Source organism: Streptomyces sp. NPDC107517, assembly GCF_055582645.1.
The window spans coordinates 255055-275187 of record NZ_JBVJPM010000001.1; the positions used below are offsets into that span (position 1 = coordinate 255055).

Consider the following 20133-nt stretch of genomic DNA (forward strand, 5'->3'; position numbering starts at 1 on the left):
CGTCAACGTGTGACATTTCAGAGAGAACAGCCCTGAAGGGAAATCCGCCAGATGCCCGTCCCTCGATATCGGAGTCGGAACGTAGTCCTGCGTGACGAGGTGCAGCCGGCCACCGTTCGTGCCGTCGCGGAGCAGAACGGATGGAACTTCTACGCGCAGATCGAGAGCGATCCGGAAAGAGGAGTCTTCTACGAGGTCAGGTGGGACGTGCCGGGAGGCGGAACCGCCCATTACATCATCGACGAGGTCCTCGACTGTATCTATCTCGTCGCCCGTCACGACGACCGTGCGACGGCCGAGCGGCTCGGCGAGGAAATCGCGATCCAGCTGCCGTCGTGGACCGTTGAGGAATTGCTGCACAATTTCGATGTGAACATCTATCCCGCAGCCTGGGAAAAGGCGTTGCTGCGCCTCGGGGCGGGTGCGCCGATCGAGGAGAACGAGGAAGTCGCCCTACGGGTCCGGGAGTCGGTCCAGCACAAGAGTGGACAGGTGCGCCTGGCCGCCGTGTGGGCGATGGTCTACACGGAATGGCCGGTGTTCCGCGAACTCCTTTCGAGCATGGCCGAGACGGACAGCGATCCCGAAGTCGCTCGTGCCGCCGCCCGCGCCACGGAGCTGTTCGACCGGGCCGAGGAGACAGACCAGTGACTCGCTACGCCGACATACCCAAACCCATCCGCTCCGGCATCGTGGTCGTCGACCCCGACCGCGGCACCCCCCAACGCATCATCGTGCTCCAGTTCAACCCGGACACCTTGGAGCGCAGCATCGCGCCCCAGTCCGCCGGGGACAGTGGTGACGGCGGCAGCGGCGGCACGGGGAACGGGGACAGAAATGAGGCGCTCCGCCTCAAGGGCCCCGCCGAAGAGACCTGGAAATTTACCGCCGAGATCGATTCCACCGATCAGTTGGAGATCGCCGCGCCCGACGGGATCCACCCCCAACTCGCCACCCTCGAAATGCTCGTGCAGCCGACCACTGCCCAGCTGCGCGCAGCGAGTCGGCTCGCGCAGAACGGGACCATCGAGATCAGTCCGATCGAGATGCCGTTGACGCTGTTCACATGGGGAAGCAAGCGGGTCATGCCCGTGCGGCTCACCGAGCTTTCCGTCAATGAGTCTGCCTTTGACGTGAATCTCAATCCGATTCGGGCCTCGCTGAGCATCGGGATGAAGATCCTCACCGTCAGTGATCTGCCGGCCGGGCACCGCGGTGCCGATCTGTACATGGCCCACCTCGCGCAGAAGGAGCGGCTCGCCGCCGCCGCGCGTGGCGGGAGTCTTGGGGCCCTCGGGCTGCCGGGTGCCGACGTGATGAGTGGAAGGGGTTGACGGCCACCGTCATGGCTGACATCGAGTCTTACGAGAGTGCCCTCAGCGCGATACCCGGGGCCCATCCCTATCCGCGCAGCAGTCGGTACCACGACGTCGAGATCGGTATCCACCGGCTGCCCGACGGGAGTGAAGTGCGGTACGCCAAGCGCCGGTTGCTTCCCCCGCTCGACGTCCAGGAGACCCAGGCCCACGTCGTCGGTGCCGGCGAGCGCCCCGACTTGCTCGCCCAGCGCTTCTTCGGCGACCCCGGTCAGTGGTGGCGGATCGCCGACGCCAATCCCGTACTCGATCCGAGGGAGTTGACGGACGAGGCGGGGCGGGTCGTCGAGATCCCCGAGCCGGGGGGACGTCGGCGTGTCTGAACAGCCTGTCGGGCAGGGCCCCGTCCACATCACGCTCCTCATGGGGCCGAAGCTTGCCCGCCCGGTGCCCGCCGAGGTGACCGAAGCCCTGCTGTCCGCCCAGATCACCGCCACCGCCGGTGAACGCAGCGGGTTCCAGCTCGCCTTCGACCTCACCAAGAGCGGGATCATCAACAAGCAGCTGCTGCCCGAAGGGTTCTTCGATCCCAAGACGCGGCTCATCGTCACCGTCAGCGTCCGGGGGACGACCGATGTTCTCTTCGACGGGCTCATCGTCCGTCAGGAAGTCGGTGCCAGCAATCAGCCGGGGCACTCCACCCTCACCGTCACCGGCGAGGACCTGACGCTGCTGATGGACCTGGAGGAGCGCACCGCCCGGTACCCCAATCTCCCGCCCTCCGAGCGCGTCCTCGACATCTTGCGCCGTTACTCCGACTACGGCATCCGGCCCGACGTCTACGCCGAGAAGATCACGCAGCCCCCGCACCAGGATCTCCGCGTCCACTACCAGACCGGTACCGACCTCCAGTACGTCACCGACCTCGCCCGTGCCAACGGCTACACCTTCTACCTGGAGCCCGGCCCCAACCCCGGTCAGTCCGCCGCCCGTTGGGGCCCCGAGGTCCGGCTCGGCATCCGTCAGCACGCCCTCAACGTCAATATGGACGTCAACAGCACCGTGGACCAGCTGACGTTCGCCTACGACGGGACGGCGCGGGAAGAGCCGCAGGCGCGGTGGCAGGATCCGGGGACCCGGCAGTCGACCCTTCTTCCGCAGCCGCCGATCAGCCCCCTGCGGCCGCCCCTCGGGCGCCGGCCCACTCCGGCCCTCAAGCGCAAGACCCTCTCCGGTACCGCCAAGCAGCAGCGCGAGCAGGCCGAGGCCGAACTCCTCGCCCGTGCCGCCGTGTCCGCCGACGTCGTCTCCGGGTCCGGGTCGCTCGACGTCAACCGGCACGGCTACATCCTGCAGCCCCGCCAACTGGTCGGCGTACGCGGCTCGGGGCGGGCGTACGACGGTGACTACTACGTCAAGTCCGTCACGCACAATCTGCGGCCGGGTTCCTTCCATCAGAACTTCACCCTCTCCAGGGAGGGGCTCGAGGCGCGCAGCGACTACGTCCGACCGTAATAACAACCCTTTGATCAGGAGCAGTTCAGCATGGCGGCAGACGGCAATCGCTACCTCGGCAAGTTCCGCGGCCGGGTCGTCGACAACAACGACCCGCTGCGCATCGGCCGCATCACCGTCGAGGTGCCCGACGTCCTCGGTGACGAGGCATCCACCTGGGCGCTTCCGTGCCTGCCGTTCACCGGGCCCGAGGCCGGGCAGTTCGTCGTGCCGCCGCCGGGCGCCGGTGTGTGGGTGGAGTTCGAGCAGGGGGATCCCAGTTTCCCTGTGTGGACCGGGTGTTGGTACGGGGCTGCGGAAGAGCTGCCGCCCGACGCGCGGCGCGAGCTGGCGGCGAACTCGCCCAGCAAGCCGGTCGTCGTACAGACACCCGCCGCGCACAAGATCGTCATGAGCGACACCGCCGGTGCCGAGCAGGGGATTCTGCTCCAGGCCCAGGGCGGGGCGTACATCCGCATCACCAAGGAGGCCGTGGTCATCGCGACCGGCGCAGGCGCCGAGATCGTGCTCCGCGGCAAGGAAGTAACCATCAACGAGGGCCAGTTGACCGTGCTCTCGAAGCGATAGAAGACGGGGGAAGCACCAAGTGTCCGGGAGTCTGCTCGACGCCGGCGCCGTGATCGGCTGCCCGCACGGCGGCCGGGTCACCGCCGCCACCACACCCTCCGGCGGCGTACGCATCGGGGGAGTGGCCGTCGCGACGGCCACCCACGCGTACGTCGTCACCGGCTGTTCGCACACCGAAGACGGTGTGCACAAGCCCTGCGTCTCCGTCCGCTGGACCGCCGACGGCGCCGGCGTCACGGTCGACGGTGCCCCTGTGCTGCTCGACACCTCCGCGGGCCAGTGCTTCACCGCGGCGTTCGTGCCGCAGGGGCCGCCCGTCGTCCAGGCCGCTCAGCGAAAGGTGATCGTCCGATGAGCCAGACGAGCCGGGGAGCCCGCCCGCGCAGCGACATCGCGTTCCCCTTGCGCGCCGACCGCCGGGGACGCACCGCGCACGCCGACCACGGCGAGCACGTCCACGACCTCATCGAGCAACTGCTGTTCACCAGCCCCGGCGAGCGGGTGATGCGCCCCGACTTCGGCTGCGGGCTCCTCGACCTGGTCTTCGCCCCGAACAGCCCCGAACTCGTCAGCACGCTCGAACTGTCCGTGCAGGCCTCGCTCCAGCGCTGGCTCGGCGACCTCATCGACGTGGTGGCCCTCGATGTGGAGAGCGCCGACGACGCCGTACGGGTCTACCTGTCGTACGTCCTGCGCGCCACCGGAACCCGTACGGACGACGTCTTCGAAGGGAGGGCGGCGTGACCACCGGTACCACCACCTCCCGCCGCGTCAAGGTAAGAGCCGCTCAGCTCAATGGTGTCGACTCCGTCGAGGTGGGCGACGACGGGTTGCTGCTCACCGTCACCTTCCTCGGCAAGGCACCGCACGGACTCGGACCGGAGAACGTCCGGATCGACGGCGGCCGCCGGATCACCGGCATCACCGCCGTCGATGTGAGTGTCGAGCGCGAGGAGGACCCGGAGCTCGACGACCGGCTCTACGTCACCCTCGACCGGGCCGGAGACACCTCCGAGTACGTGTTCTCGCTCGTCGAGACCGACCCGTACGGGCGGCCAGGCACCGAGCCCTTCCGCGGTTTCGACCAGCGCTACCACCGCGCGTCCTTCTCCTTCCGGCCAGACTGCCCGACTCCCTTCGACTGCAAGGGCGACGGCGAGGAGGTGCCGGACTTCCCGGCCGCTCCCGTCGTCGACTACACGGCCCGCGACTACGACACCATCCGCAAGCTCCTCCTGGACCGGCTCGCGCTCACCACCCCCGACTGGGTCGAGCGCAACCCCGCCGACCTGGGCGTCACGCTCGTCGAACTGCTCGCGTACACGGGTGACCAGATCAGCTACCAGCAGGACGCGGTCGCCACCGAGGCCTACCTGGACACCGCGCGCCGCCGCGTCTCCGTACGCCGGCACGTCCGGCTCATCGACTACGCGATGCACGACGGCTGCACGGCGCGCGCCTACGTCACCGTCCGGACCGGCGGCGACACCACGCTCGCCCCGGGCACCTTCCGCTTCGCCTCCGTCGACGTCCGCACCCTCGACCCGCACGACCGGCCCGAGCCCGGCACGGTCATCGACGAGAACGACCTCGGTGACCTGGACGAGCGTGGCTCGGTGGAGGTCTTCGAACCGGTCGTCACAGCCGACCCGTTGGAGCTGAAGGTCGCGCACAACGCGATCCGCCTGTGGACCTGGGGCGGCGAGGTCTGCACGCTGCCGAAGGGCGCGACCTCCGCCACCCTGCGCGACGAATGGGACGACCCGGAGACCTGTCGGGATCGTCAACTCGACCTGAATCCGGGTGATTTGCTGATCCTGGAGGAGGTGAAGGGCCCGCGCACCGGCACCCCCGGAGACCAGGACCCGAGCCACCGTCAGGCCGTACGGCTCACCTCCGTCACCCCGGGCGTCGACCGCATCGAGGACCAGCCGGTCCTGGAGGTCACCTGGGCCGCCGAGGACGCGCTGCGCCTCCCGTTCTGCCTCACCACGCGCGGTGGCCGCGACTGCCTGCCCGTCGAGGATGTGACCCTGGCGCGCGGCAACGTCGTCCTCGTCGACCACGGCCGCACCCTCACCGGACTGCCCCGGACGGCCACCGTGCCGCCCGAGCCGGCCGTCGTCGCCCCCTGCGACCCTCCCGCCTTCGGCTGCCACGACCGCAAGGAAGGCAACGCGCCCGCCCGGCTCGTCAACTCCCTGACGGACAAGGCGGAGAGCGGCGATGCCCTCGCGCCCGACGACGTCCGCGAGCTGTTCGAGGTCGTGGGCGAGGCGGCGACCGTACGCGCCGGACTCGGCCTGGAGCGCGCCGGGCAGCGGCACGAACGCGTGGTGCCCGGCACGGCGTACGCCCAGGCCGCCGCCCTGCGCACCCTGCTCGCGCAGTCCGTCTACCCGGGCATCGCGCCCCGCTTCCGCCCGGTGCTCGGCCGTTCCCCGGTCGTCCAGGCGGTGCCCTTCCCGGACGCACAGGCCGTCGCCGCCGGGCAGGCCGAGCGGATCGCCGCCATTCCGGGACGGGTGCGGCAGCGGCTCGTCGAGCTGTGGCGCAGCGCCCGCGACCGTGACGGGCTCGCCGCCGCGGAGATCGACGAACTCACCCTGATCTACGGCCTGAAGGTCATCGAGCGGTACGAACTGCGGGCGCATCCCGTCCGTGCCCTGCGTGAACTCCTGCACAGGAACGACGAGTTGCTCGACACAAAACTCCGGCGCGTGGAGATCCTCGCCTCCCGCGCCCGCGCGGGCACGGTTCTCGACGGGCACATCGCCTGGGAGATCGCCCACAGCTGGGGTCCGGATCACGCGGCCGGGCTGCACCCCGACGAACCCGTACTGCGCGGATCCGCGACCGCCGCGCTAGGCCAGGACCCGCGCAAGGCCCTGCCCGCCGTACAGGTCGAGGACGGCGACCTGACCTGGGAGCCCCGCCGCGACCTGTTGCACAGTGGCCCCCGCGACCGGCACTTCGTCGGCGAACTGGAGGACGACGGCCGCCTCGCCCTGCGCTTCGGCGACGGGCGGCACGGGGCGAAGCCCACGCCGGGCAGCCGGCTCGCCCTGCGCCACCGGCTCGGCGGCGGCATCGCGGGCAACGTCGGCGCGGAGGCCATCAACCACCTGGTCGTCCAGAGCGACTGCGATCATCCGCCGGCCGCCGCGGTCCGCAACCCGCTGCCCGCCACCGGCGGCATCGAGCCCGAACCCGTCGAGCAGGCACGCCAGCTGGCCCCGCTCGACCTGCGTCGCACCCGCCTGCGTGCCGTCACGGCGGAGGACTACGCCGCGCTCGCGGCGGAACTGCCCGGGGTGCAGCGCGCCGCCGCGGAGATCCGCTGGTCCGGCAGCGTCCAGGAGGCCCACGTCGCGATCGACGCGGTCGGCAGCGCGGAGCCGTCGGCCGAGCTGCTCGCCCGGGTCGAGCAGTCTCTGGAGGCCTACCGGCGCATCGGCCACGACCTCGTGGTCGGCCCCGCCCGCCCGGTGCCCCTCGACATCGCGCTGAGCGTGTGCGCCGCGCCAGGCCACCAGCACGGGCAGATCCTGGCCGAGCTGTACCGGGTGCTGGGCAGCGGCCGCCTCGCGGGCGGCCGGCTCGGGTTCTTCCACCCCGACGCGCTGACCTTCGGCGAACCCGTACGGCTCAGCCGTCTGATCGCCGTCGCCGCCGCCGTACCGGGCGTGCGGAGCGCCCAAGTCATCAGGCTGCGGCGGCTGTTCGAACAGGACCGAGGAGAGAGGGAGGACGGCGTGCTGCGGCTCGGCCCGCTGGAGATCGCCACCTGCGACAACGACCCGGACCGGCCGGAGAACGGCCTGCTGGAGATATCCCTGGGAGGTGCCCGATGAGCCGGGCCTGTTCCTGCGGGGGCGCGTGCGGCGGCCACGACGAGCGTCTCGTGCCCGCCCCGCTGCACAACCCGCCCGGCCGCACCGCCCTCGACTACCGCGTCGGCGAGTACGGCTCGTTCCTCGCCGCCCTGCTCGACCGGCTCGCCTCACCGGCGTACCCGGCGCTCCGCGGCCTGACCGTCCGTACCCCGGACGATCCGGCGGTCGGCCTCCTCGACGCCACCGCCGTCCTCGGCGACCTGCTCACCTTCCACTCGGAGCGGATCGCCGACGAGGCCTACATCCGTACGGCCGGCGAGCACCGCTCGCTGGTCCTGCTGGGGCGCCTTGTCGGTCACCGCCCCCGGCCCGGCGTCGCCGCCACCACCCACCTCGCGTACACCCTCGAACGCGACCCGCGTGCCGAGGCGCTGCCCGTGCTGATCCCGCGCGGCGCGCGCACCCACGGCGTGCCCGCCTCCGCCGACGAGGAGTCCGTGACGTTCGAGACCAGCCGGGACCTCACGGCCCGCTGGGACTGGAACGAGCTGAAGGTGCGCAGGCGCCGGCCGTCCCTGGTCACCCCGGAGGATCTGGAGCGCCGCTCCGGGCTCTTCGTCGAGGGCACCGCGAACTCCCTGCAGACCGGCGACCAGTTGCTCTTCGTCTTCGGTGAACAGGCCGCAGGCCAACGGAAGCTGCTGCCCGTCGCGGGCGTGCGCATCGACCGGGACGACGACATCACGGCGATCTCCCTGCAGAAGTCGGCACCGCCCACGCTGAAGGAGCTGGTCGAGGGGGTGCGGCGGTGGACCGCCGAGCCCGCGGCCCCCGGCGAGCCCGGCGACGAGCCGCCCACGCCCGAGGTGCCCAACCCCCGCCCCGTCAGCCGGCTGATCGAGGACTTCGAGGACCAGGTTCTGGCGTCGCTCCGTGCGGCCCTGGACGACGTGAAGACCCCCGAGAGCCTCGCGGCCGCCCTCGCCGAGCCCGTCGCCCGCCTCGGCGAGGCGCAGGTGCTGGCCGCTCCGTGGGAGGACGTGACCGCCTGGTTCGAGCAGCTGGAGGCGGTCCTCGCCGAACTTGCCGAGCGGGCCATGGAGTTGGCGCCCGCGCAGAGCCCCGGGACCCGGGTGGCCACCGGGGCGAAGGGCGCCGCCGACCCGCGCGATGCCGCCTTCCGTACCTTGGCCGCCGTCCTCCCCGCCCTCCGCACCCAGACCCCTGCCCCGCCCTCCGGCACCGGCCCCCAGCGCCCCGGCACGGACACGGCCCGCCTCCTCGCGGCCCTCAACCCCGGCCTCACCGCTCTCTACCCGGCCTGGCGCAGGGCGGGGGACGCGGCCCCCGGTGGCGCGCAACTCCTGCGCGACCTGATCGCGATGCGGGTCACCGCGTCCCCCTTCGGCGCCACGGCCCCGCTCAAGCCCGTCCAGGACGACAAGGGCCGGGTCATCCGCAGTGCGGACTGGCCGCTCACGGGGGCCGTGCTGACCAGCATGCGGGTCGTCCACGACACCGCGGGCAAGGCGCCGATCCGGGCGGAGTTCCAGTACGTCGAGGGCAACGGCTCCGACCAGCGGGCAGTGCCGCTGCCCGTCACCCGGCAGGTCACCTTCGCGCTGGGCCCCGGCCAGGTCGACCTGTCGACGCGCTCCGCCCAGGACCGCGACCTGAGCTGGCTCGTACGCCGCCCCGCCGACTCCCAGGAGCCCGGTGTCACCGTGCGCCTCCGCGACGGTCTGCCCGAATGCACCCTGTTCGTGTCCCGTCCGGACCAGGACCGCGTGATCCACATCGGCATCAACAACGGCACCGCACAGGAGATCTCCCTGCGCCCGGGCGCCACCCAGCAGTTCACCCACGCCGAGTACGAGGTGAGCCTGCGCTACACGGTGGGCGGCACCGAGCCCAACGTCGAGATCGTCATCGCCGGCAAGCCCGCGCCCGTCAACCGGCGCGTGCTGCAGCTCGACACCGTGCACACCGGCATCACCGTCGGCAGCTGGGTCGCGATCCGGCGCCCCGCCAAGGGGGCCGAGGACGGCACACCCGGCGACGCCGCGCTCGCGTTCGTCACCACCCAGGTCGTGGCCGCGCGTACGGCGGCGTACACCAACTACGGCATCACCGGCCGCGGTACCGAACTCACCCTCGCCGACCCCTGGATGGACGAGTTCGACGTCCTGCTCTCGCACATCCGCGACACGACCGTGTACGCGGCGGGCGAACCGCTGCGTCTGGCGGACGAGCCGCTCGGCGAGGAGGTCCACGGCAACGCGATCGAACTCGCGGAGCTGTACGACGGGTTGCGCGCCGGACGCACGCTCATCGTGACCGGCGAGCGCAGCGACATCCCCGGGACGGCCGGCGTCACGGCCGGGGAGGTCGTGACGATCGCCGCCGCGGACCAGACAGTGGATCCGCAGCTGCCCGGCGACCGCGTCCACACCCGCCTCACCCTGACCACCGACCTCGCCCACCGCTACCGCCGCGAGACGGTCCGCATCCTCGGGAACGTCGTCGAGGCCACGCACGGCGAGAGCCGGGAGGAGGCCATCGGCAGCGGCGACTCGGACCGCGTCAACCAGACGTTCGCCCTGTGGCAGTCCCCGCTGACCTGGCTCGCCGACGACAACCCCCTCGGCGCCACACCGGTGCTGGAGATCCGGGTCGACGGCGTCCTGTGGCACGAGGTCGACAGCCTCGCCGGACGCGGCCCGCACGAGCGGATCTACATCACCGGCACCGCCTCCGACGGCCGGACGACGGTCACCTTCGGCGACGGCGTGCACGGGGCCCGGCTGCCCAGCGGCCACGAGAACGTCCACGCCCGCTACCGCTTCGGCACCGGCAAGGCCGCCAACGTCCCGGCCGACCGGCTCACCCAGCCCCTCACCCGTCCGCTCGGTGTCACCGCCGTCACCAACCTGCGCCCGGCCACGGGCGGCGCCGACGCGGACGGCCCGGGCCTGACACGCCGGACGATCCCGCTGGCCGTCTCCGCCCTCGACCGTCTCGTCTCGGCGGCCGACTACGAGGACTTCGCCCGCTCCCGCGCCGGTATCGGCCGGGCCGCCGCGCGCGAACTCTTCGACGGGCGGCGGCGCGTACTGCACGTGACGGTAGCGGGCACCGACGACGTGCCCCTGGACGGAGACGGTGCGGGATCAGCCACCCTGCGCGCCCTGCGCGGGGCCCTCACCGAGTACGGAGACGCCGGCCTGTCCGTCCGCGTGGACGTGCGCGAACTGGTCCTGCTGCTCGTCGCCGCCAAGGTGAAGGTCGCTCCGGACCACGCCTGGGAATCCGTCGAACCACGGCTGCGGCAAGCGCTGCTGCGCCGACTCGGCTATGAGGGGCGGGAGTTGGGGCAGGCAGCCCGGCTCTCCGACCTCCTCGCCGCGGCCCACACGGTGCCCGGTGTCGACTACGTCGACGTCGACGTCTTCAACGGCGTCCCCGCGTCCGCCACCCCGGAGGAGCTCGCCGAGCTGCTCACCGACCCCGGCGCACCGCGGTCGAGTGTTCCCGCGCACGAGGCGACGTACGACGAGAGAGTCCACACCGTTCGCGACGCCGACGGCGAGACCCTGTCGGCGGTCTGCGCGCGCTACGGCATTCCGCTCGCCGAACTCCTGCGCCTCAATCCCGACATCACCGACACCCGGCGCCTGGCGAAGGGCCGGTCGGTGTTCGTCTTCCGCGGCATCCGCCCGGCGCAGCTCGCCCTGCTGTCCCCGCGAGCCGCGGACACCCTGATCCTGACGGAGGTCAAGTGATGTCCCCGGACGTCCAGTTCGACTCGACGGCCCGCACCACGAACCGGGAACCCGACGGCCTCGCCGCCCTGCTGCCCCGCTGGCATCTCCTGCGCGACGCCGAGGAGGGCGAGCCGCTGCGCGCGCTGCTCGCGGTCATCTCCGAGCAGCTCGACCGGGTCCGTGACGGCGTCGAGCAGGGCTACGAGGATCTGTTCGTGGAGACGGCGGCCCCCTGGGTACTGCCGTACCTCGGCGATCTGGTCGGCTACCGCACCCTGCCGGGCTACGAACGCGTCCTCACCACGGGCCTGCACGAGGGCGGGCGTGCCGCGCTGGCCGACGCCGTCGCGCCGCGCGCGGACGTGGCCGCCACCGTCGCCAACCGGCGCCGGAAGGGAACGCTGCACCTGCTGGAAGAGATCTCCGAGCAGGTCGCAGGCTGGCCCGCCCGGGCCGTCGAGCTGTCGCGGCTGGTCGCTCACCACCAGTCGGTCAAGCTGTTCCGGGAGACGGCCGCACAGAGGGGCCGTCTCCTCGACCTGCGGGACGGCTCCGCGCTCGCGCTCGCCGGCGGCCCCTTCGACAGCACTGCCCGCACCGTCGACATCCGGCGTGCCAACTCGTCCAAGAGGCAGGGCGGTTGGACTCCGGCGGGAGTCGGCCTCTTCGTCTGGCGGCTCAAGGCGTACCCGCTGACGTCCTCTCCGGCGTACTGCATCGACCGCGCCCGCAACCTCTACACGTTCTCGATCCTCGGCAGTGACAGCCCCCTGGTCACCAAGCCGGTCCCGGAACCGTCGCCGACCCACATCGCCACGGTCGACAACGTCCCCGCGTTCATCACCCGCCGCCTGCTCCACGACCGTCTCCTCGACTACTACGGTCCCGGCAAGAGCTTCGTCATCCGGCGCGACGGCGAGGACAGGCCCGTACCGCCCTCGGACATCGTGGTCGCCGACCTGTCCGACTGGCGCTACCGGCCGAAGCGCGGTCAGGTAGCCGTCGACCCGGAGCTCGGGCGGATCGCGTTCGGGGCGCGGTCGGCGCCCCGGCAGGGCGTGTGGGTGGACTACCACTACGCGTCCGGCGCCGACATGGGCGGCGGCGAGTACGAGCGGCCCGACCGCGTGGACCGGCCCGACGCCGCCTTCTACCGGGTCGGCCCGGGACAGCCGTACCGGCAGATCATGGACGCGTACCGGGCCTGGCAGCACGACCGCCGTGCGGACCGCACCGGGCCCGACGGCATCATCGAGATCACGCACAGCGGCGCGTACCAGGAGCAGCTGGACTTCGACCTCGACCCCGGCGACCGGCTGGAGCTCCGGGCGGCCGAGGGCACCCGGCCGGTGCTGCGCCTGCTCGACTGGTACAGCAACCGTCCCGACGCCCTCAACATCCGTGCCGTGGCGGACGACTGCGCCCCGCACGAGCGGCCGCGCATCGTCCTCGACGGGTTGCTGGTCGCCGGGCGCGGCATCAATGTCACCGGGCCGATGGGAGCCGTCGTCGTACGGCACGCGACCCTCGTCCCGGGCTGGTCACTGGAGCCCGAGTGCGAGCCGCACTCGCCCGACGAGCCCAGCATCGTCCTGGACCGCACCACCGCCTGCCTCCAGATCGAGCACAGCGTCCTCGGCACCGTCGAGGTCATCGGCGACGAGGTCGGCGAGGACCCCCTCGACATCCACCTCCGCGACAGCATCCTCGACGCCACCGGCCACGACCGTGAGGCCCTGTCCGCCCCTGACTGCCGCCTCGCTCACGCCGTGCTGCACGCGCACCGCGCGACCGTCATCGGAGAAGTCCACACGCACGCGGTGGAGATCGCCGAGAACTCGGTCTTCACGGGCAAGCTGCGCGTTGCCCGGCGGGGCATCGGCTGCCTGCGGTACTCGTACGTCCCCGCCGGCTCGCGCACACCACGACGCCACCGCTGCCGGCCCGATCTCACGCCCGGTGTACAGCCGTTGTTCGCCGCCGTGCGCTACGGGACGCCCTGGTACGGGCAGTTGGCCGACGGCTGCCCCGAGGAGATACGGCGCGGCGCGGACGACGCTGCCGAGATGGGCGCCTTCCACGACCTGTACCGGCCGCAGCGCGAGGACGGTCTGCGCGCGCGGCTCTCGGACTACACGCCCGCGGGCACGGACGCCGGAATCTACTTCGTGACCTGAGCAGTGCCGCCGTACGACCCACCCGCACTTTCTGAACCAGGGGGACCCCCTTCATGCACGCTGATCTCTCCCGTCTCACCTTCCACCCGGAGCGGCACTACTCCGCGGTCGTCGCCCAGCAGGGCCGCGTCCAGCTCGACGCCGACGCCAACGAGCAGACCGCGATCCAGCTCCACCGGGCCCGCACCCTCACCGCGGACCTGATCGGCCGCTACGGCGGGCCGCGCGACGCTGCGGGCTTCCGCATCGAGTACGTGGGCGGCAAGCACGACATCGACACCCTCCACATCCACGGCGGCCGTTACTACGTCGACGGCATCCTGGTCGACGCGGACCGCCCGGCCCCCGGCACGCCCGTGCCGGACGAGGACGCCGAGGGCGCGGAGGGCGCACAGGACTCGGCCACTCCGCCCTCGTACTGGACCTACTGGGACCAGCCCGACGCCTACCGCGACGCGGAGAAGCCCGGCGACCGGCTGCCCTCGCCCGCGCAGTCGCCGTTCGTGGTCTACCTGAACGTGTGGGAGCGGTCGGTGAACGCGGCCGAGAACCCGGCACTGCGCGAGGTCGCCCTCGGCGCGGCGATGCCGGACACCGCGGCCCGCGTCAAGGTGGTCTGGCAGGTGCTGCCGCTGTCTCTCGCGGCGCTGGCGATCGAGGACGCCGACCCGTCGAAGGAGGTCGTCCGCGCGGCCTTCGACAAGTGGGCACAGAGCCGGGCGGCGGCCACCGCCCGGCTGGCCGCCCGCAGCGAGCGGCCCGACCACGCCGACGAGGACCCGTGTCTGGTCAGGCCCGATGCCCGCTACCGCGGTCCGGAGAACCAGCTGTACCGGGTCGAGGTCCATGCCGGTGGCGAGGCGAAGGACGCCACCTTCAAGTGGTCGCGCGAGAACGGCTCGGTCGTCTTCCCGGTCGACGAACTGGACGGCACCTGGGTGCAGTTGGCGTCCCTCGGTCACGACGACAAGCTCGACCTGGACGTCGGCGACTTCGTCGAGTTCACGGACACCGCCGGCGCCTCCCGCCTGGAAGCCCTGCCCCTGCTGCGCGTCGAGGAGCTCGACCTGCCGGGCCGCCGCGTCCGCCTCTCCGCCGAGCCCGGGCCGGGCGTGGGCCGGCTGCCCCGTCTGCACCCGTTCCTGCGCCGCTGGGACCACCGCGAGGGCCCGAAGCGCAGGGGCCGCACCGCGGCCCTTAAGGGCGGCGCCGTCCCCGTCACGGAGGGGGAGTGGCTGCCTCTGGAGGACGGCGTCGAGGTGTACTTCGCCAAGGACGGCACCTACCGGACCGGCGACCACTGGCTCGTCCCCGCCCGCACCGCCACCGGCAGCGTCGAGTGGCCGACGGACCCGGCGCGCCGCCCGCTGCTCCAGGGGCCCGCCGGCATCGTCCGCCACTTCGCCCCGCTGGCCCTGGTCAAGGGCGAGGAGAGCGCCGTCGACCTGCGCCTGGCCTTCGGCCCGCTCGCGATCAGCATCCCGGCCGCGGACGAGGCGACCCTCGCGGCGGAGGAACAGGCACACCGTGAGGAGCTCGCGGCCGAAAGCCCCTCGCACAGCAGGTCGCAGACCACCGCAGAGGCGGAGTCCGCCGTGGAAGGAGACGAGTGATGGCCACACCTCTGAGCGCGTCCAAGCTGGTGGAGATCCTGCGTAAAGAGGGTCTGACGGTCCACGAGGTGCGCAACTGGCGTACGCACAACCGCAATACGAAGGGTCCCTGGGGCCCGGTGAACGGCGTGATGATCCACCACACCGTCACCTCGGGCACGGACGCCTCCGTGAACATCTGTTACAACGGCTACTCGGGTCTGCCGGGGCCGCTGTGCCACGGCGTCATCGACAAGAAGGGCGAGATCCACCTCGTCGGCAACGGCCGTGCCAATCACGCGGGGCTGGGCGACAGCGACGTCCTGCGCGCCGTGGTCAACGAGTCGACGCTGCCGCACGACAACGAGGCCGACACCGACGGCAACCGGCACTTCTACGGCTTCGAGTGCATCAACCTCGGTGACGGCAAAGACCCCTGGCCCGAGGCGCAGAAGGAGGCCATCGAGAAGGTGTCCGCCGCGATCTGCCGCCACTACGGCTGGAGCGAGCGGTCGGTCATCGGCCACAAGGAGTGGCAGCCGGGCAAGCAGGACCCGCGCGGCTTCACGATGGACAGCATGCGCAAGCGGATCGCCGACCGGCTCGCCGGAAAGTCCCAGGGTTCCGACCCCGGGCCCGGCCCGAATCCCACGCCGTCCAAGCCGTCGCACGCTCCGTTCCCGGGCAGCGGCTTCTTCCACAACGGCCAGAAGTCCGCGGTCATCACGGCCATGGGCCGCCGCCTGGTCGCCGAGGGCTGCGACCACTACGAGGAAGGGCCCAGCCCCGAGTGGACCGATGCCGACCGCAAGTCCTACAAGGCCTGGCAGCAGAAGCTCGGCTTCAAGGGCAAGGACGCGGACGGCATACCGGGCAAGACCAGCTGGGACAAGCTGAAAGTCCCGGCGTCCTGAGAGCCTGACCGTCCTGCCCGCCCGCGCCGGACCGGCGCGGGCGGGCAGGTGCGGGCGGGCAGGTGCGGCGGGGGCACAGCGAGGTGGTCGGCACTCAGCCGTGAAGGCGTAGCGGCTGTACGAGTGGTCGGCCACCTCGAAGAGCGGATCGCTGCCGATCGACATCGCCTCGGCCGGGTACTCCTCTGATTGCGCACCGTGCCGCGTGTGCGATGCGGCGCCGGGCCAGGTGGGCGAGGGGTGAGGGCTCAGGTGTCCCGCAGCGCCCCGCTCACCTGGTCGAAGAAGCGCGCGTGCGCGGACTCGCTCGCGGGGAGTTCGGGGTTCCAGGGAAGCAGGCGTGCCCCGGCCGCGACCTGCTGCCAGTAAGGGTTCGCCGCGTACTGCTCGCGCGGGGCCGCGTTCGCGCGGGAGTCGACGAGCACGATGCCGGGGGTGAGCGCGGCGGCCTCTGCCCACCCGGCCGTGTTCCAGTTGGCGCCCGGCCCCTGCGGCGGTTCGACGGTCCGTACGCCGAGAGCCGTCAGCGCGCTCAGGTCGGGCCACTTGGCGGGGCGTGCCAGATGGACGCTGTCCGCGCCACCCGGCGAAAGGGCCAGCACCCGCCCCGGATGGTCCCGCGCGGCCTCTTCCAACTCCCGCATGGCGCGCTCCAGTTCGGCCCCGCCCCGGTCCCGCGCCCCGAGCGAGCGCGTCAGCTCGGCGAAGCGCTCCCTGACCGCGGTGAGCGAACGGCCCTGACCGACGTCGACCACTACGACCGGGACATGCTCCTCCAGGTGCTTCGCCACGTCCGGATCGACGCCGTACACCTGACCGCCGCCGTAGGTGACGGCGACGACGAGGTCGGGCTCGGCCGCGAGGACCGCCTCCAGCCCCACGCTGTGGCCCGCCCCCAGGTACCGGACATCGTCGAGCGGCAGCGTCCCCGCCTTGGCCGGGTCGGCGAGATCCCCGTCGTGGAACGAGCCGAAGATCCCCACCGGCCGTATCCCGTGATCCCACAGGGTGGCGCCGGCCTGTATGTAGGCCACCACCCGTAACGGCACGTCCCCCGCGGCCGCCACATGCCCGCGGTCGTCGGTGAACTCCCAGGCTGCGTGTCGCTCCATGTGTCCCGTGTCCTTTGTCCCTAGGGGTGGCGTCCTGAAGGGTCCTACGGGCCCGGCAGGACCCATAAGACCCTGCCCAAGGGGCGGGGTCGGCACGCTCGGTGAATCAGCCGCAGTTGACGGCGGCGCGCCGGTGCGAGGCGTCCACGACGCGACACTGCCCGGGCCGGGCCGGAACCCCCGCCCGCCTCACCCCTGCGCGAGCAGCAGCTCCCGTGCCCCGGCCACGTCGAAGTCCGCCTTCGGGTACGTCGGGCCGAGCGCCTCCAGATGCTCCAGGAGCAGCTTGCTGACGGCCCAGTTGCGGTACCACTTGCGGTCCGCCGGCACCACGTACCAGGGCGCTGCATCCGTCGAACAGCGCTCGAGCGCGATCTCGTACGCCTCTTGGTAGGCGGGCCACAGGGCGCGGTCCTCGATGTCGCCCATGCTGAACTTCCAGTGCTTGTCCGGGTTGTCGAGCCGTTCGAGCAGCCGCTCGCGCTGCTCCTCGTACGAGATGTGGAGGAAGCACTTGACGACCGTCACGCCGTCCTCGGCCAACGACTGCTCGAAGCGGTTGATCTGGCCGTAGCGGCCGCCCACTTGGCGGCGCGGGACGAGGCCGCGGACGCGGGCCGCGAGGACGTCCTCGTACTGCGAGCGGTCGAAGATGCCGATCTCGCCGGGCTCGGGGAGCGCCCGCATGATGCGCCACAGGAACGTATGGCCGCGCTCCTCGGCGGTCGGCGCCTTGAACGCCTTGATGCGGCAGCCGGAAGGGTTGAAGAGGCCGATGACGTGCTTGACCGTGCCGCCCTTGCCGCTGGTGTCCATGCCCTGGAGGATCAGCAGGATCCGGCGCCGGTCGCCCGCCGTACCGGAGGCCCACAGGCGCTCCTGGAGGCCGGCGAGGCGTTCCCCCATACGGGCGGTCGCCTCCACACCGGCGGCCTTGCCGGAGGGGCCCGCGGGCGTCGCCCGCGCGTCGTAGGAGGCGAGATCCACGGGCTTGCCCGCGGGGATGCGCAGCAGCTCACGAAGCGGGAGGGGCGCCTTCGCGCCGGAGGTCTTCCCGGGCACCTTCGCGGACCCGTGTCCGGCCTCGTCCCGGGACTTCCCGGCGCTCTCGGCCGCCTCGTCCCTGCCCTTCCGCTTCGCATGCTTGTCGGCCTTGGCCACCGCGCAACCCCTTCCCGTCAGGTCCCTCGATCGTGCGACGTGCCGGGCGCCTGCGCTACCGCTGCCAGGGCCCCGTCACGGCGAAGGTCGTCCCGGGCGTGTAGCAGTTGACGTACATCGTGTCGCCGTCCGGGGAGAACGTGACGCCGGCGAACTCGCCCCACGCGGGTTCCTGCGCCGTGCCGATGTTCTGTCGCCCGCGCGCCATCGCGTACACGTCGCCCTTACGGGTCACCCCGAAGACGTGCTGCGCGCCCTCGCCGTCCTCGCACACCATCAGGCCGCCGCTCGGAGCGAGGCAGATGTTGTCCGGCTCCTCGCCCGGCAGCTGGACGTCGGTGCTCGGGCCGAACACGATCACCAGCGTGAGACGGCGCTTGTTCGGGTCGTAGCGCCAGATCTGCCCGAAGTGGTCGGCCGCCGAGCCCTCCGCGCTGTGGGCGAAGGAGGAGACGAAGTAGACGGACGAGCCGCCCCAGTAGCAGCCCTCCAGCTTCTGCGCGTGCGTGATGCCCTTCGGGCCGAAGTCCTGCAGGCGGACGGGGGTCTGCGCGGCCAGCGGGTCGGGTACGTCGACCCACTCGATGCCGTCGAAGACCGCGCCCGTCTCCTGGATCACGGACAGGTCCGGCACCCCGGGCACCCGCATCGCCTGGAGCGTTCCGCCCGCCCGCAGGGAACCGAGGCCGCCCTCGGGCTTCTCCGGCAGGAAACGGTAGAAGAGGCCGAAGGGCTTCTGGAAGGCGTCCTCGGTCTCGTAGACGACGCCCCGCTTCGGGTCGATCGCGATCGCCTCGTGCTGGAAGCGGCCCATCGCGGTCAGCGGCACGGCGCCCGAGCGGTGCGGGTCGGCCGGGTCGACCTCGAAGATGAAGCCGTGGTCCTTGGTGTAGCCGTTCGTGCCGGCCTTGTCCTCGGTCTCCTCGCAGGTCAGCCAGGTACCCCAAGGCGTGTGCCCGCCCGCGCAGTTGACGGCCGTGCCGGCGATGGCGACGCGCTCCGACAGGACGTTGTTGTGCTGGTCGAGCGTGAGCGCCGTACAGCCGCCCTTGCCCATCGGGTCGTAGGTGAGCCCTTCGACGGCCGGCACGGCGATCTTCGCGGTGACGCGGTTCTCGTGGTTGCGGACCAGGTGGACCCGGCCGTGTCTGCCCTTCAGGGCCGTCATGCCGTCGTGGTTGCTGGGCACCTTGCCCTCGCCGGAGCGCAGCGGGTCGCCCTCGCGCGAGAGGACTTTGTAGCGGAACCCCGCGGGCAGGTCGAGCAGCCCGGCGGGGTCGGGCATCAGCGGGCCGTAGCCCTTCCGGCCGAGGCTCTGCGCGGCGGCGGTGCCCGCGAAGAGCTCGGAGAGGCTTCCGGCGAAGGCGATCGCCGCGACGGAAGCGCCGCTGCGCGCGAGGACCTGACGTCGTGTTGCGGAGGACCGAGCGGTACGTGAGGTACGTGCTTCAGACATGGGGCAACCTCCTGTTGGCGGACAGGAACTGTGACCCGGCTGTGTCTATCACGGGCGTTTCGTCACGGGAACCACGCACGTAACAGCGCCAGGTGGGGGGCGGTTGCTCGTGTAACCGATCTACTGTCCCGTGCGTACGGCTCGGGGGGCTGGGCGGATGGCTAGGACAGGAGGGGACGTGAAGGTGCTGCTGGGGGCGGGGCGCGCGATCGACCGGGTGGTGGTCCGGTCCTTGGTGGACCGCGACCGGAGCCTTGCCCGTGCGCCGCGGCGTCCTGGCCGGGTCCAGGCCTACGGCCATCGGCATCCGGTGCGCGCGGGTGGCTTGCTGGGGGCCGCGACGGCGGCGCTCATGGTGGGGATCTGCGCAGTCGCGGGGTGGCGGTTCACGGGGGCGGCCGATGCCCTGGCGCTCGTCGCCGTCGGGACGGGGGTCGGCCTTCTCTTCGCCTTGACGCTGCGGTGGGAGCGCATGGCCAAGGAGGCCCTTGAGCACATCGACCGCGCAGCGCCGTTCAAGGCGCCATCGGTCAGGAGCGCTGTCGCCTGGATCAGTGGTACGTGGGTGGTGTTGACGGTGATGTGGTGGAGCGAGGACGCGAGGCAGGGCAGGGATGCCGACTGGCTTGTCAGTGCGGTGTGCGCCGCTGTCCTGACGGTGCTCGTCAGCTCGGTGGGCTTTGTGGCCGCGCTTGTGGCCGGCAGGCGCCGCCGCCGGTGACC

16 protein-coding genes are annotated in these 20133 nt (G+C 71.7%); 13 read left to right on the plus strand and 3 right to left on the minus strand.

Features of this window, described 5'->3' with window-relative positions:
• Positions 1–99: 99 nt before the first annotated feature.
• The 12 genes from ACZ67T_RS01070 to ACZ67T_RS01125 are packed head-to-tail and all read left to right on the plus strand — an operon-like array spanning position 100 to position 15681.
• Positions 100–651: a hypothetical protein gene (locus tag ACZ67T_RS01070; protein WP_469980799.1), complete on the plus strand. Its 552-nt coding sequence runs from the start codon at positions 100–102 to the stop codon at positions 649–651.
• Complete coding sequence (locus ACZ67T_RS01075; RefSeq protein ID WP_469980800.1) at positions 648–1334, plus strand: hypothetical protein; 687 nt, start codon at positions 648–650, stop codon at positions 1332–1334. Before ACZ67T_RS01070 ends, ACZ67T_RS01075 begins: the two co-directional genes overlap by 4 nt.
• A gap of 11 nt (positions 1335–1345) precedes the next feature.
• Entirely contained in the window at positions 1346–1699 is a 354-nt protein-coding gene (locus tag ACZ67T_RS01080; RefSeq protein WP_469980802.1) for a hypothetical protein, read from the plus strand.
• On the plus strand, positions 1692–2831 hold the full coding sequence (locus ACZ67T_RS01085) for a hypothetical protein (RefSeq protein ID WP_469980803.1): 1140 nt from the start codon (positions 1692–1694) through the stop codon (positions 2829–2831). The genes ACZ67T_RS01080 and ACZ67T_RS01085 overlap by 8 nt, the downstream gene beginning before the upstream one ends.
• Positions 2832–2861: 30 nt before the next feature.
• Positions 2862–3398, plus strand: a complete 537-nt coding sequence (locus ACZ67T_RS01090; protein WP_469980805.1) for a phage baseplate assembly protein V — start codon at positions 2862–2864, stop codon at positions 3396–3398.
• A gap of 19 nt (positions 3399–3417) precedes the next feature.
• Complete coding sequence (locus ACZ67T_RS01095) at positions 3418–3753, plus strand: hypothetical protein (protein ID WP_469980807.1); 336 nt, start codon at positions 3418–3420, stop codon at positions 3751–3753.
• The gene (locus tag ACZ67T_RS01100; protein WP_469980809.1) at positions 3750–4142 is read left to right on the plus strand and encodes a GPW/gp25 family protein; all 393 of its coding nucleotides are present in this window, start codon (positions 3750–3752) and stop codon (positions 4140–4142) included. Before ACZ67T_RS01095 ends, ACZ67T_RS01100 begins: the two co-directional genes overlap by 4 nt.
• The gene (locus ACZ67T_RS01105) at positions 4139–7252 is read left to right on the plus strand and encodes a putative baseplate assembly protein (protein WP_469980810.1); all 3114 of its coding nucleotides are present in this window, start codon (positions 4139–4141) and stop codon (positions 7250–7252) included. The genes ACZ67T_RS01100 and ACZ67T_RS01105 overlap by 4 nt, the downstream gene beginning before the upstream one ends.
• Positions 7249–11016 (plus strand): putative baseplate assembly protein, encoded by a 3768-nt coding sequence (locus ACZ67T_RS01110; RefSeq protein WP_469980812.1) that lies wholly within the window; start codon positions 7249–7251, stop codon positions 11014–11016. Before ACZ67T_RS01105 ends, ACZ67T_RS01110 begins: the two co-directional genes overlap by 4 nt.
• The gene (locus ACZ67T_RS01115) at positions 11016–13175 is read left to right on the plus strand and encodes a hypothetical protein (RefSeq protein ID WP_469980813.1); all 2160 of its coding nucleotides are present in this window, start codon (positions 11016–11018) and stop codon (positions 13173–13175) included. Before ACZ67T_RS01110 ends, ACZ67T_RS01115 begins: the two co-directional genes overlap by 1 nt.
• 53 nt (positions 13176–13228) lie before the next feature.
• Positions 13229–14788: a DUF6519 domain-containing protein gene (locus ACZ67T_RS01120; protein WP_469980815.1), complete on the plus strand. Its 1560-nt coding sequence runs from the start codon at positions 13229–13231 to the stop codon at positions 14786–14788.
• On the plus strand, positions 14788–15681 hold the full coding sequence (locus ACZ67T_RS01125) for a peptidoglycan-binding protein (protein WP_469980817.1): 894 nt from the start codon (positions 14788–14790) through the stop codon (positions 15679–15681). Before ACZ67T_RS01120 ends, ACZ67T_RS01125 begins: the two co-directional genes overlap by 1 nt.
• Positions 15682–15929: 248 nt before the next feature.
• Here ACZ67T_RS01125 and ACZ67T_RS01130 read toward each other — a convergent pair whose 3' ends face one another.
• The 3 genes from ACZ67T_RS01130 to ACZ67T_RS01140 all read right to left on the minus strand — a co-directional run bounded on the left by ACZ67T_RS01130 (position 15930) and on the right by ACZ67T_RS01140 (position 19410).
• Entirely contained in the window at positions 15930–16793 is an 864-nt protein-coding gene (locus ACZ67T_RS01130; RefSeq protein WP_469980818.1) for an ABC transporter substrate-binding protein, read from the minus strand.
• Positions 16794–16982: 189 nt separating this feature from the next.
• Entirely contained in the window at positions 16983–17855 is an 873-nt protein-coding gene (locus ACZ67T_RS01135) for a polyphosphate kinase 2 family protein (RefSeq protein ID WP_469981347.1), read from the minus strand.
• A 154-nt stretch (positions 17856–18009) separates the two neighbouring features.
• Positions 18010–19410, minus strand: coding sequence for an alkaline phosphatase PhoX (locus tag ACZ67T_RS01140; protein WP_469980820.1), 1401 nt, complete (start codon positions 19408–19410; stop codon positions 18010–18012).
• Between the two features lie 178 nt (positions 19411–19588).
• Between ACZ67T_RS01140 and ACZ67T_RS01145 the strand changes: the two genes are divergently transcribed.
• Complete coding sequence (locus tag ACZ67T_RS01145) at positions 19589–20131, plus strand: hypothetical protein (protein ID WP_469980822.1); 543 nt, start codon at positions 19589–19591, stop codon at positions 20129–20131.
• Positions 20132–20133: the final 2 nt, after the last annotated feature.

Bases quoted from the DNA above. Each gene is read 5' to 3' on its own strand.
- ACZ67T_RS01120 (WP_469980815.1), top strand. From the start codon at position 13,229: ATGCACGCTGATCTCTCCCGTCTCACCTTCCACCCGGAGCGGCACTAC.
- ACZ67T_RS01140 (WP_469980820.1), bottom strand. From the start codon at position 19,410: ATGTCTGAAGCACGTACCTCACGTACCGCTCGGTCCTCCGCAACACGA.
- ACZ67T_RS01110 (WP_469980812.1), top strand. From the start codon at position 7,249: ATGAGCCGGGCCTGTTCCTGCGGGGGCGCGTGCGGCGGCCACGACGAG.
- ACZ67T_RS01130 (WP_469980818.1), bottom strand. From the start codon at position 16,793: ATGGAGCGACACGCAGCCTGGGAGTTCACCGACGACCGCGGGCATGTG.
- ACZ67T_RS01080 (WP_469980802.1), top strand. From the start codon at position 1,346: ATGGCTGACATCGAGTCTTACGAGAGTGCCCTCAGCGCGATACCCGGG.
- ACZ67T_RS01100 (WP_469980809.1), top strand. From the start codon at position 3,750: ATGAGCCAGACGAGCCGGGGAGCCCGCCCGCGCAGCGACATCGCGTTC.
- ACZ67T_RS01090 (WP_469980805.1), top strand. From the start codon at position 2,862: ATGGCGGCAGACGGCAATCGCTACCTCGGCAAGTTCCGCGGCCGGGTC.
- ACZ67T_RS01115 (WP_469980813.1), top strand. From the start codon at position 11,016: ATGTCCCCGGACGTCCAGTTCGACTCGACGGCCCGCACCACGAACCGG.
- ACZ67T_RS01125 (WP_469980817.1), top strand. From the start codon at position 14,788: ATGGCCACACCTCTGAGCGCGTCCAAGCTGGTGGAGATCCTGCGTAAA.